This is a genomic window from Stenotrophomonas sp. CFBP 13725 (assembly GCF_014841935.1).
GTDB lineage: Bacteria > Pseudomonadota > Gammaproteobacteria > Xanthomonadales > Xanthomonadaceae > Stenotrophomonas.
Map to the genome: position 1 here is coordinate 189470 of NZ_JACYUV010000001.1, position 12656 is coordinate 202125.

Genomic DNA, 12656 nt, shown 5'->3' on the forward strand with positions numbered 1-12656 from the left:
CTGGCACAGCACTTGCAGCGGGCCTGTCGAACTTTGCCGTGGGGGTTGCATGCCTACCTTTAAATCACTGTGCTGGCTGCTGGCCCTTGCCAGCGCGCCGGTCGCGGCCGCGCCCTCGTGGCAGCCGGTGGACACCATCCGCACTGCAGCGCTGTCTCTGCTGGGCGAGGGGGCACAAGGCGAGGCCGTGGTGGCCGATGCGCTGCGTTTGCCTGCCTGTGGCCAAGGGCTCACTGCCCAGCCCACCGCCAACACCACCGTGGAAGTCAGCTGCCCGGATGCCGGCGGCTGGCGCCTGTTCGTGCCGGTGAAGGTGCGCCGGGAGCAGACCGTACTGGTGCTGTCGCGCGGCATCGCGGCTGGAGAAACCCTGTCTGCGGCCGATATCGGGACGGCGCAGCGTGACGCCGCGCGGATTGCCGGTGCCGTGCTGGCCGATCCTGCCGCGGCCGTGGGGCGCGTGGCGCGGCGTACGCTGTCGGCCGGCAGCCTGCTGTCCGCGTCGGACCTGGTCGCGCAGCGGCTGGTCCGGCGTGGCGACAACGTGGCGCTGGTGTCACGCCGGGGCTCGGTCGAGGTACGGGTGGTCGGCAAGGCACTCGGTGATGCCGGTGAGAACGAGCGGCTGTCGGTGGAGAACCTGGCCTCCCGCAAGGTGGTACAAGGGACCGTGGCCGCCAACGGCGACGTTTTAGTGACGCGCTGAGAAAGTGCAGAAATCCCCTAAAGATCACGGTCGGGCGGCCGTTATCGATATTGAACGGCAACCCGAGGAGCTCCCATGAGCCAAAAAATCGACGGCACGATGCAGGCAGCGCAGACGCTGCGTGCGGTGGGCCCGACCAGTCGCGCCGGCGTCAGCGCCGATACGCCTGCGCGCCCGATTGAAGCAGCGGACAGCCTCAAGCTGACCGGTGAAGCGACCAACCTGCAGGCGCTCGAGCGCAGCCTGAGCAGTGCCCCGGCCATTGACGCCGAGCGGGTGCAGGCCGTGCGCGAGTCATTGCAGAACGGCAGCTACCGGATCAACCCGGAAGCGATCGCCTCGCGCATGCTTGATCTGGACCAGCAGCTGCAGGGATGAGCACGCTGATGAGCGAGCCGATGCAACGCCTCAGTGACGCGCTGGATGCAGAGCGTCTGGCCTTGGTCGCACATGACGTGCAGGCCCTGATCCGTGCCACCAGCGCCAAGCTGGATGCGTTGCGGACGCTGGACCGTGCGCCGCCGATGGGCGAATCCGCGCAGCTGGAAGTCCTGGCTGAGCGCAATCGCGCCAACGGCGTGCTGCTGTCGCGGCGCCGTCGCGAGGTCAACTGGGCCCTGCGCCAGCTGGGCCGCAGCGAAGATGCACCGGCGTATGACAGCAAGGGCCAGTCACAGCAGTTGACCGCGCGCAGGCCGTTGGCCGTCGCGTGATCTGATGCGTCCCGTGCGTGCTGGCGCTGCGCGCAGCGCGGCCGGCAGGTGCGCGCTCGTCGTATAGTGGGGGCCGTTTTCCGTAACGCCGGATGCCCCTGTGCCTGCAGCCGCCTCGAACGCCCCCGTCCCTTTCCCTTCGCCACAGCTGCTGCAGGCCCTGCTTGCGCCGGTACGCGAGGGACTGCTGCTGTTCACCGACGACGATGCGGTGGTGCTTGCCAATCCAGCCGTCGATGCACTGCTGGCCGGCAGCGAAACCGGCGAGGGCGGTGCGCCGCAGCGCCTGCGCGCCCTGCTGCCCCCCGATGCCATGGCCGTGGCCCGCAAGGAAGGCCAGTGGAGCGGCAGCCTGGTGATGGGCGAGGGCGTGGTTACGGCCCAGCTGTATCACCACCGCGATCAGGCCATCGGCTATTACCTCGGCCTGTTCCGTCGCATTGAAGGGCAGGAAGACTACGAGCGCGAACTGCAGCAACGGCATGCGGAACTGCGCCAGGCCTACCTGCGATTGAACGGTGCGCAGGAAAAACTGCTGCAGTCGGAGAAGATGGCCTCGATCGGGCAGCTGGCGGCCGGCGTGGCGCACGAGATCAACAATCCGATCGGCTATGTCCACTCCAACCTGGGCAGCCTGCAGGAATACCTGCGCAGCCTGTTCACGGTGATCGAGGCATACGAGCGCGCGTTGCGCGCACCGGATCCGAAGACGCTGATCCCGGAGATCGACGACATCCGTCACCGCCTGGACATTGATTTCATCAGCCGCGACCTGCCGCAGCTGATGGCCGAGTCGCGCGAGGGCATCGAGCGGGTTACCCGCATCGTCCGCGACCTGAAGGATTTTTCGTATTCCGGCCGCGATGAGTCGTGGAAACTGGTGGATCTGCATTCCGGTCTTGAATCGACGATCAACATCATCTGGAACGAGCTGAAGTACAAGGTGGAGCTGCACCGCGAGTTCGGCCAGTTGCCGCTGGTGGAGTGCCTGCCCTCCGAGCTCAACCAGGTGTACATGAACCTGCTGCTCAACGCCGGTCACGCGATCGCCGACCGCGGCGTCATTACCGTGCGCACCGGCGTGGACGGCGAGCATGCGTGGGTGGAGTTCGAAGACAGCGGTGGCGGCATTTCGCCCGAGCTGCGCCAGCGGATCTTCGATCCGTTCTTCACCACCAAACCGGTGGGCAGTGGCACGGGCCTGGGCTTGTCGATTTCCTACAGCATCATCAACAAGCACAACGGCCGCATCGACCTGGACAGCACGCCCGGCGTGGGGTCGACGTTCCGCGTGGTACTGCCGATCAAGCAACCGCGATAGCGGGGTGTATGCCGGGCTGCGCCCGGCACCTGCAGAGGCGACAGCAACTGCAACAGCAACTGCAACTGCAACTGCAACTGCAACTGCAACTGCAAAAGCTGCAGGGCTGTGGGCTGGCGGGGCGGGGTGGATTGGCGGGGGACGGCAAGGGCCGCATCCATGCGGGCCTCGTTTCGTGCCATCCATGGCACTCAACGCCCCCGCCAACCCACCCCGCCCCGCCTTCGACAGGTCCATGGGGGCCATGGAACCGTTGGCATGCCGACCGGTAGCGCCGACCCATGGTCGGCGGAGGGTGGGGAAATGGGGTCTGATGGTTTCCGCCGACCATGGGTCGGCGCTACCGCCTTTCTCTTTTTTTTTACGCGGCGGGCGGCCACGGAACCTGTCAGGGGGCCGGGCGGTGGGGCTGGGCGGGGGCGTTGAGTGCCATGGATGGCGGGTCCACGTCATCGCATTCGCGCTGCCGCTCCCACGCTTTGCTTCGCAAACCGCGGGCCCCGTCTCACCAGCACCCACACCCCGCCGCCTCCCGGCCGCCCCTGACTCAGGGGCTCCCTCCACCAGACGGCTTGCCGTCATCGGTAGCGCCGACCCATGGTCGGCGGAATGTCCCCGCCAGCGGCCCGCTGCGCTCGCCGACCATGGGTCGGCGCTACCGCTCTTCTTTCTTTTCATACGCGGCGGGCAGCCACGGAACCTGTCAGGGGGCCGGGCGGTGGGGCTGGGCGGGGGCGTTGAGTGCCATGGATGGCACGAAACGAGGCACGCATGGATGCGGCTCTTGCCGTCCCCCGCCCAGCCCCACCGCCCGGCCCCAAGCACGTAATCTGCTTCTCGAAGCAGCCCACCGCGAGGGGGTCCAACCCGTTCGACCACCTACCGCAGCAGGCGATCTTCCGCCGTGTCCAGCACATCCGCCGCCGGTGCACCGCCGCCGTTGCCGCGCCGCTGCTCCTCGTAGGTGCGGAATGCCTGGTGGATGTGCTTGCGCAGTTCGTCGTCATTCCAGGGCTTGGTCAGGAAACGGTAGATCGCGCCGCGGTTGATGGCGTCGGTCACCGTGTTGAGATCGGTGTAGCCGGACAGCACCAGGCGGATCGTGTCCGGGTAGAGCATCTTCACCCGACCCAGGAACTCGGTCCCGCTCATGTCACTCATGCGCTGGTCGGACAGGATCACCTGCACGTCGTTGATCGCCAGCAGGTCGAATGCATCACGGACGTTGCCGGCTGCCAGGATCCGATAGCCGTCGCGGCGGAACAATCGCACCAGGGAGCGCAGTACGTTCTCTTCATCGTCCAGCAGCAGCAGCGTGCGGTCCGGGCGGGTCTCGGCGAAGGCTTCCGGACGCAGGTAGCGACGGCGCAGGGTCATGCCGGCCGCGTCGGCTGACATCGGCTCACCGAACAGATACCCCTGGAACACGTCGCAGTCGTTGCGGCGCAGGAAACCCAACTGTGCCTGCGACTCGACGCCATTGGCGATCACCGTCATGCCCAGTTGGTGGCCCATGGCGATGATGGCGCGGGCGATGGCGGCCTCGCGGTTGCCGGCCGGCGCACTCTTGATGAAGCTGCGGTCGATCTTCAGCTTGTCCACCGGATAGCGCACCAGCGCACTCAGGCTTGAATCACCGGTGCCGAAATTGTCCAGGCTCAGGCTGATGCCTTCGTTGCGCAGGTTGACCAGCGTTTCGTGGACGAAATTCACGTTGTTGGTCAGCGCGCTTTCGTTGATCTCCAGCGTCAGCATCGGCGCGGGAACGCCGGCGGCCTGCATCAGTCCCATCACCTCGGTGAAGAAATTGGGACGCAACAGCTGCAGGGTGGAGACATTGACGGCGATGGTGAAATCATCGAAGCCCTGGTCGCGCCACAGCTTGGCCTGCTTCAGGGCGCCCTCCAGCACCCAGGTGCCGATCTGCACGATGATACCCAGCCGCTCGGCCGTGCGCATGAACCGCTCGGGCACCAGCATGCCCAATGTCGGCGACTGCCAGCGCAGCAGCGCCTCCATGCCCACCACATGGCCATCGCGCGAGCTGACCAGCGGCTGGTACCGCAACTTCAACTCGCCATTGGGAATGGCGTCGATGATCTGCCGCGCGATGATGCTCTCGCTGTGCGCGCTCGGCGGCGTATCGAGGGCATGGATGCGCACGGCATTACCGCCTTCGCGGGCGGCCTGGTACAGCGCATCCTCGGCGTGGTCGAGCAGACGCGATGCGTTGCTTGCGTGCTCCGGACACAGGCTCACGCCGACCTTGCCGGTCATGAACAAGGTATACGGCAGCACCGACAGCGGAAGCTCGAGCTGCTGGCGCAGCTCCTCGGCCAGGTCTTCGGCCAGCGGCACGTCAGGAGTGCGCGGCACCGCCACCAGGAACTCGTCGCTGCCATGCCGCCACAGCTTTCCACGGCCACGCAGCCACAGCTTCAGGCGCTGGGCCACCAGCACCAAAGCCTGGTCGCCGACCTCTGCGCTCATGTTCTCGTTGACCGACGCGAAGTGGTCGATGTCCACGTGCATCAACATAAGCGGCACGCCGCCGCCGGCCGCCTCGGTGACCATCGCCTGCAGCTCCGGATTACCAGCACCCAGGCGATCCGGTGCGTCGTCGATGCTGACCTGGGGCAGGGAGTTGTTCCACATTACGGAAGGTGTTCCAAGGCGTGCGTCGAGCGGGTGTCGACGCGATAGGGAAGATGCAGTTCGATCAGGGTACCTTCGCCGGGCGCGGATTGAATGCGCAACTGGCCGCCGACGCTCTGCGCCCGTTCGCGCATGACGATCAGCCCGAGCCCGCGCGGGCCGTGGGGATCAAATCCTTCGCCATCGTCGCGGACCTGCAGGTGCAGGCGGCCCTGGCCGATGTCACGCAGGTGCAGCAGCACCTGGCTGGCGCGCGCATGGCGCAGCGCATTGGTCAGGCTTTCCTGGGCAATGCGGAAGCAGGCCTGCTCGATGGCGTTGTCCGGCCGCTCGGGCAGGGTATCGATGTGCGCCAGCAGTTCGGTCTGCGACGCGCGGAACAACACCCCCGCCTGCCAGCGCAGCGCGGCCTCCAGCCCCAGCGCATCCAGCTGCGGCGGGCGTAGCAGCATGGACAGGTCGCGCAGCTTGCCCACCGTGCTGTCGGCCAGTCCGACGATCTGCTGCAGGTCTTCCCGGCGCCGTGCGCCATCTTCTTCGTCCAGTGCAGCCCAGGCCGACAGCTTGATCGCGGTGATGGCCTGGCCGATGTCATCGTGCAGGTCGCGCGATATGGCCCGGCGCTCGTCCTCCTGCAGCGAGAACAGGCGCCCGGCCATCGCGTGCAGCTCGCGGTTGCTGTTTTCCAGGGCGATGCGCGTGCGCTCGGTGTCGCTCAGGTCGCGCACGATCAGCAAGCGACAGTCGCGCCCGCCGTAGCGCACTTCGCCAACGGACAGCCCGGCCTGGAAACCAGACCCGTCCACGCGCTGCATGCTGCTGACGATGGCATGGCCGGCGGTGTCCTCGGGCACCCGGTCCCGCAGCAGCGCGCGCACCGAAGACAGTCCCGATTCGGCCACCAGTGCCTGCAGCGGTTCGCCCAGCAGCGTATGGCCGTCATAGCCGAACAGCCGCACCGCAAACGCATTGGCGTACAGCACATGCTCATCGGACAGGATCACCACGCCATCGGGCAGCACCCGCACCAGCTCGCGGAACTGTTCTTCGCGCTCGCGCAGCAGGCGCCGGGACTGCTCGCGTTCGGTCACATCCTGCAGCGTGCCAAGCACCCGGGGGCGGCCCGCATCGTCCAGGCCACTCTCGGCACGCAGGTGGGTCATCAATGGCCGGCCATCCATGCCGAGCAGCGGCAGCAGCACATCGACGTGCACCGGCTCGCCCGAGCTCATTCCCGCCAACAGCTGTTCGGTCATCGCCGCAGTAGCGGCGTCGGCCGGCACCAGCAGTTCATCGAAGCGGTGCCACGTGCGGGCCTGTGGCGGGCGCCGCCCCAGCAGCAGGTAGACCTGCCGCGAAAAGCTGGCCAGCCCGGTGGCCGGATCGAGCTGCCACGCGCCGATGCGCGCCAGCTCGTGTGCTTCTTCGACCCGCGCCAGCGCCTGATCCCGTCGCGCCAGGGCTTCATCTTCAGCGGTACGGTCGATGACGATCAGCAGGCGGGCAGGGCGCTCGTCTACATCGATGGCATTGCTGCGCAGCTCCATCTGCCGCACCGTGCCGTCCCGCAACTGCAGCGCCGATCGCAGCACGCAGGTCTGCTCGGGGTGCTCGCGCAACTGCTCCAGCTTTGCATCAAGCTGCGCTTCGGCGCCGGGCGGCCACAGGCAGCCGATTGGCTGGCCCAGCAGCTGCTCGCGTTCCCAGCCGAACAGCGTGCAGGCGGACGGATTGGCGTCCAGGATCCGAGCCGTCTGCAGGTCATAGATGAGCACCGGGCCGGGGTTGCCGACGAAGGCCTGGCGGTGTCGCTTGTCCGATGCGGCCAGCCGGGTGGTGACCTGCAGCAGGTTCGCGCCGAACGGGCGCAGCAGCAGGTAGAGCAGGGTGGCGCTGGCGAAGATGAAGAACAGGCCTTTCGCGGTCTGCAGCCATGCGGCCTGGCGCGGGTCGGCGACGATGGCGTAGACCGCCGCGTCGCTGCTGGCCACCCAGGCGATCGCCAGCAGCAGGTAGACCAGCACCACGCGTCGACGTTCACGTCGCAGGGCATCGCCCAAGCCGCTGGACGGGGTGGCCATGGGGGTGTCGCCGTTGGGTTGCAGGGGCATGGCAGCTCGGGACCTGGGCGCGGGGCACGCGTGGGCGACGACGGACCCCATCTTAACGCGGCCCGGACATCGGTACGGGCCACCGCTGCCTCAATTATCGCGGCAGTCGGCCGCTAACGATTTCGTGCCCGGATATCGGGAGGGTGATCGGAGCAAGTGCGTGGATCAAGGGATCATTGCCAGCCTGTTGCAGCACCCGCTGGCCTCGGCGCTGGTCATCCTGGATCGGCAGGGCCATCCGCTCGCGGCCAATCCGGTGGCGCTCGAACACGGCTTGCCTGCGGCGGTCACCGCCTACCAGCCCATGCTCGAAGACATCCGCTTGCTGGCAGCCGATGGGGGCATCATCCCCTGCAGCCTGCCCGGCGGGCCCGGTGGCCGCCATGACGGCTGGATGCGCGCCGTGCATGACGGCGATGGGCACCTGCTCGCCTTTACCCTCAGCATCCCCCGGCCCTCCGGCAGCCAGGCCGGTGATCGCTGGGAGCTTGCGCTGGAGAGTGCCGGACACGGGCTGTGGGACTGGGACGTCGCCAGCGACCGGATGCTGCGCTCGCCTTATGGCGAGGCGTCGGGCGCGGGCGAGCTGCAGGAAGGCGCCAGCGCGCTGATGGACCGTGTCCACCCTGAAGACTGCGCCCATGTCCGCGCCGCCATCCAGCGGCACCTGCGCGGCGAAGATGCGCAATACAGCGCCGAGTTCCGCTTCCGCCAGCCGGGCCGCCCGTGGCGCTGGGTGCTGGACCGGGGCCGGGTGGTCAGCCGGACGGCGGACGGCCAGGCGCTGCGCATGGTGGGCACGCATACCGACATCGAGCCGCAGAAACAGCTGGAAACGGTTCTGCAGGACCAGCAGGTCCACCTGCGGGAAGCGCAGCGCATCGCCAGCATGGGCAGCTGGTCCTGGGATCCGGTCAGCCGGCGGTTCTGGTGGTCGGCGGAGCTGCAGGCGCTGCTGGGTGTCAGTGCCGACCAGCCCGCCAGCCTGCGCGGCTGGCTGCGTCGGTTGCAGCCGCGCTCCCGCGGCGCGCTGCGCATGGCATGGCGGCGCCTGTGGCGCGACGGCCATCCGGCCAGCGTGGAGCTCGAGCTGGCGGCCCGTGAGACATCGGCGGCAATGCAGCTGCGGCTGTGGATGCAGCCCCTGCAGGCCGCCGACGGCCTGGTCCAGCGCGTGCTGGGCCAAGTGCAGAACATCAGCGAACAGCACCAGACCGATGCCCTTATCCGCTGGCGCACCGAGCTGCTGAACCGCGTTTCCGCCCTGGGCCGGATCGGCGGTTGCGAGATCGAAGTTGAAACCCGCCAGATGCAGTGGACCGAGGAGTGCTACCGCATCCATGGGCTGCGCAAGGAGCCGATCAGCCTGGAACAGGCGATGGCGCTGTATACCGATGACTCCCGCGCTGCCTTTGCGGCGGTGCTCGACCGCATTGGTGCCGGTGGCCTGCCTGAGCAGCTGGACCTGTGCTTCTATCGCCAGTCCGGGATGCGCGTCTGGGTGCAGGTGCTGGTCGAGATGGACCGGCGTGATGGCTTGCCGGCGCGATTTGTCGTGCTGTTCCGGGACATCACCCGCGAACGCGAAGCCAACGAGCGCATCGAGCTGCTGGCGCACTACGACCTGCTGACCGGCCTGCCGAACCGGATGCTGCTGCGCGAGCAGACCGCCGATGCCATCGAAGAAGCGCGCGATCGCGGCACGCCGCTGGCGATGCTGTTCATCGACCTCGACGGCTTCAAGACGATCAACGACAGCTTCGGCCATGCGACCGGCGATACCCTGCTGAAAGCCGCGGCGAGCCGTCTCCACCAGGGGCTGCGCAACAGTGACCTGTTCGGGCGTTTCAGCGGCGATGAGTTCATCGTCGTACTGCGCGATCTGGCCGAGGCGGAAGATGCCGGACACGTTGCACGCAAGCTGATTGCCTCGCTGGCCGAGCCGCTGCATCGCGGGCAGGACCTGTTGAAGGTGGGCGCGAGCATTGGCATCGCGATGCTGGAAAGCGGTCGAGACGATTTTGAATCCCTGCTGCGCGCGGCCGATGCGGCCATGCATGCGGCAAAGGAAGCGGGACGCAATACCTACCAGTACTACAGCCAGGACGCACTGGCACGCATCCAGCGCCGCCTGGACATAGAGCACGCCCTGCACGGTGCCATCGAGCGCGAAGAGTTCAGCCTGGTCTACCAGCCGCTGATGCATGCCGATGCCGAGCAGCCGCCCGCGATCGAGGCGTTGCTGCGCTGGCACCGGCCGGGCCTGGGCTACTGCAGCCCGGCCGAGTTCATTCCCATCGCCGAAAAGTGCGGTGAGATCGTCCGGATAGGTGATTGGGTGCTCAACGAGGCCTGTCGGCAGGCCTCGGCCTGGGACCGCGCCGGGCTGGTCTTTGATCGCATCGCGGTCAATGTGTCGGCGGTCCAACTGCGCGAGCGCGGCTTCGCTGAGCGGGTCATCGAGGTCTGCCACGCGCAGGGCCTGTCACCCACACGGCTTGAGCTGGAGCTGACCGAGTCCGCCTTGATCCGTGACACGGAGATCCTGCGCCACTGCTTCGATGTCTTCGAGCGCCACAGCGTGCCGTTGGCCGTCGATGATTTCGGTACCGGTTTTTCCAACCTGCATTACCTCAACCGGTTCCCGGTGGGGCGGCTGAAGATCGACCGCAGCTTCGTGCAGGGAATGCTGGCCGATGCCGGCACGGCCGAGGTCACCCAGGCCATCGTCCATCTCGGCCACGCGCTGGGGATGAAAGTGGTGGCCGAAGGGGTGGAGACTGCGCAGGAAGACGCCATGCTGCGTCGCCAAGGCTGCGACGAGATACAGGGTTACCTGTACTCGCGCCCGTTGGTGCCGCGCGAGCTGGCGCAATGGTTGAGGCAGCCGCGTGATGCCGCCCATCGAGGCGCGGCGGCGGTTGTCGTCTGATCATCTGGTAGCGCCGAGCCACGCTCGGCGGAGGATCAAGGCACCGCGCGGTGCGCTCGCCGAGCACGGCTCGGCGCTACAGATCCGCAGTGAACCCGTAGAAATCCCCGCGGAGGCGGGGGCGCCCTGATGCCGTTGTAGGGCCGAGCCACGCTCGGCGGAAAGTATGGGCACTGCGCGGTGCGCTCGCCGAGCATGGCTCGGCGCTACAGATCCGCGGCGGCCACGTCGACATTCCCGCGGAGACGTGGGCGCCCTTGATGCCGTTGTAGCGCCGAGCCACGCTCGGCGGAGGGCCAAGGCACCGCGCGGGGCGCTCGCCGAGCACGGCTCGGCGCTACAGATACGCAGTGACCCCGTCGAAATTCCCGCGGAGGCGGGGGCGCGCTGATGCCGTTGTAGCGCCGAGCCACGCTCGGCGGAAAGCCAAGGCGCCGCGCGGTGCGCTCGCCGAGCACGGCTCGGCGCTACAGATGCGCAGTGACCGCGTCGAAATCCCCGCGGAGGCGGGGGCGCCCTGATGCCGTTGTAGCGCCGAGCCACGCTCGGCGGAAAGTCTGGGCGCCGCGCGGTGCGCTCGCCGAGCGCGGCTCGGCGCTACAGGTCCGCAGCGACCCCGTCGACATCCCCGCGAAGGCGGGGGCGCGCTGATGCCGTTGTAGCGCCGAGCCACGCTCGGCGGAGGGTCGAGGCGCCGCGCGGTGCGCTCGCCGAGCACGGCTCGGCGCTACAGATCCGCAGCGTCCAGCCCCAGATCCCACGCTACGCTCGCTTGCTCCGGGCACGGCAGTAGTGCTGCCGGCTGGGCTGCGGCGCGCAGGCCCAGCAGGGCAAGCTCGGCCCGTGCCAGCTGCTCCAGCTGTTGCAGCTGCTCACGTGCCGACGTGCGTGCCGCAGGGGGAGGCGGGCATGCAAAGGCCCCGGCAGTGCCGGGGCCTTCTTCACGCGCTTCTGCGACAGCCTGCATGCCGGGTCAGAACAGTTCGACGGTTCCAGCACCCATGCTCTGCTGGGTGACCGGCTTGTGCGGCGGTCGCTCCCACTCGTTGCGCATGTCGCGCAGCCGGTTGCCCGTGCGCTGCAGCGCGGTCGCCACTTCTTCGTCCGCCGCGCCACCGTGACGGTGCAGCAGTTCCTGCAGCGCCAGTGCTTCGCGGTTGATCGCGGTCAGTCGGTCCAGGTGAACGTGCACGCCGCCCAGGGCCTGCGTGGCGATGTCTTCGAACTGCAGGGCACGCACCGCTTCCGCGACGCTGCCGTCGATGGCGCGCGCACAGTCAGACACCTCGCGCATGCCGTCGCCCAGCGAGGCATTGATCTGCGCCACGTTGTCGACCATGGACGCGGCTTCGATGCGTGCATCGCGGGAGCGGTCCATGTCGCGCGAGGCCATGTGAGACACGGTTTCGCGCACCTTGGCGATGGCATCCTTCGAGCTGTGCGCCAGCTTGCGGATCTGCTCGTTGAAGGTGGTGGAGCGCTCGGACAGGTTGCGGACCTCGTCGGCTACCACGGCAAAGCCACGTCCGGCTTCGCCCGCACGGGCCGCTTCGATGGCTGCATTCAAGGCGAGCAGGTTGGTCTGGTCGGCGATGGACTTGACGTCTTCCAGCAGCGCGAAGATGCCATCCAGGTGCTGCGCCATCTGGTCGATGTGCTGCACGGTGGTGCTGCTCTGGCCGCTGACCTGTTCCAGCGCCTCCACCAGTTGTTCCATCTGGTGGCTGGCGTGCTGTGCAAAGCGCGCCACGTCCAGCCCGGCCGAACCGTCTTCACCGGTGCGGTCGACGATGCGGGCGAGGGCCTGGTTCTGCTGGCGCGACTTGCGGTTCATCGCTTCGAAGCTGCCGCCCAGGCCGGATACCGCTTGGCGGATCAAGTCGCGGGCACGCTCGACTTCGCTGCGCGAACCTTCGATTTCGTTGCCGACGAAGCTGCGCAGTTCGGTCAGCAGCTGGTCCTGCTCACGCAGGACGCGATCCTGCTCCGGCGAGCGGTGCAGCGTGCTGCGGCTGCTCCACCAGGCAAACCCGAGCCAGCTGAGGGTCATCGTGGAAAGGATCGCCCAGCGCAGGGCCGCAGGCCACTCCAGTGCGAAGGCGAGGGGGAGCAGCAGGGTCAGCGCCAGCGGAGCAGCCAGGCGAATGATGGTGCGAGAGGACATGGACGTTCCCGGGAGAGTCACGAATGCAGTATCGGCCGTACCCCGGTTCTCTTT

The 12656-nt window shown here is 67.7% G+C and carries 9 protein-coding genes; 5 read left to right on the forward strand and 4 right to left on the reverse strand.

The window, feature by feature from the left end; translation table 11 throughout:
* The first annotated feature begins 49 nt into the window (after positions 1-49).
* The 4 genes from flgA (at position 50) to IFT65_RS00805 (ending at position 2740) form a co-directional block, all read left to right on the forward strand.
* Complete coding sequence (flgA, locus tag IFT65_RS00790) at positions 50-706, forward strand: flagellar basal body P-ring formation chaperone FlgA (RefSeq protein ID WP_188324090.1); 657 nt, start codon at positions 50-52, stop codon at positions 704-706.
* Positions 707-781: 75 nt separating this feature from the next.
* On the forward strand, positions 782-1084 hold the full coding sequence (gene flgM, locus IFT65_RS00795; protein WP_188324089.1) for a flagellar biosynthesis anti-sigma factor FlgM: 303 nt from the start codon (positions 782-784) through the stop codon (positions 1082-1084).
* Positions 1081-1419, forward strand: coding sequence for a flagellar protein FlgN (locus tag IFT65_RS00800; RefSeq protein WP_188324088.1), 339 nt, complete (start codon positions 1081-1083; stop codon positions 1417-1419). Before flgM ends, IFT65_RS00800 begins: the two co-directional genes overlap by 4 nt.
* Before the next feature lie 100 nt (positions 1420-1519).
* Positions 1520-2740: an ATP-binding protein gene (locus IFT65_RS00805; RefSeq protein ID WP_192079360.1), complete on the forward strand. Its 1221-nt coding sequence runs from the start codon at positions 1520-1522 to the stop codon at positions 2738-2740.
* An 879-nt stretch (positions 2741-3619) separates the two neighbouring features.
* On the opposite strand, the gene IFT65_RS00810 is transcribed toward IFT65_RS00805, so the two are convergent.
* Together IFT65_RS00810 and IFT65_RS00815 are read right to left on the reverse strand one after the other, a co-directional pair.
* Positions 3620-5395: an EAL domain-containing protein gene (locus IFT65_RS00810; RefSeq protein ID WP_249404969.1), complete on the reverse strand. Its 1776-nt coding sequence runs from the start codon at positions 5393-5395 to the stop codon at positions 3620-3622.
* The gene (locus IFT65_RS00815; protein WP_192079362.1) at positions 5395-7506 is read right to left on the reverse strand and encodes a PAS domain S-box protein; all 2112 of its coding nucleotides are present in this window, start codon (positions 7504-7506) and stop codon (positions 5395-5397) included. The genes IFT65_RS00810 and IFT65_RS00815 overlap by 1 nt, the downstream gene beginning before the upstream one ends.
* Positions 7507-7666: 160 nt before the next feature.
* Here IFT65_RS00815 and IFT65_RS00820 point away from each other — a divergent pair, with 160 nt between their 5' ends.
* Positions 7667-10438 carry an EAL domain-containing protein gene (locus tag IFT65_RS00820; protein WP_192079364.1) on the forward strand — a complete coding sequence of 924 codons (2772 nt, stop codon included), beginning with the start codon at positions 7667-7669 and terminating at the stop codon, positions 10436-10438.
* A 727-nt stretch (positions 10439-11165) separates the two neighbouring features.
* On the opposite strand, the gene IFT65_RS00825 is transcribed toward IFT65_RS00820, so the two are convergent.
* Both IFT65_RS00825 and IFT65_RS00830 read right to left on the reverse strand, forming a co-directional pair.
* Entirely contained in the window at positions 11166-11405 is a 240-nt protein-coding gene (locus IFT65_RS00825; RefSeq protein ID WP_192079366.1) for a hypothetical protein, read from the reverse strand.
* A 6-nt stretch (positions 11406-11411) separates the two neighbouring features.
* Positions 11412-12602 carry a methyl-accepting chemotaxis protein gene (locus tag IFT65_RS00830; RefSeq protein WP_188324085.1) on the reverse strand — a complete coding sequence of 397 codons (1191 nt, stop codon included), beginning with the start codon at positions 12600-12602 and terminating at the stop codon, positions 11412-11414.
* Positions 12603-12656 lie beyond the last annotated feature (54 nt).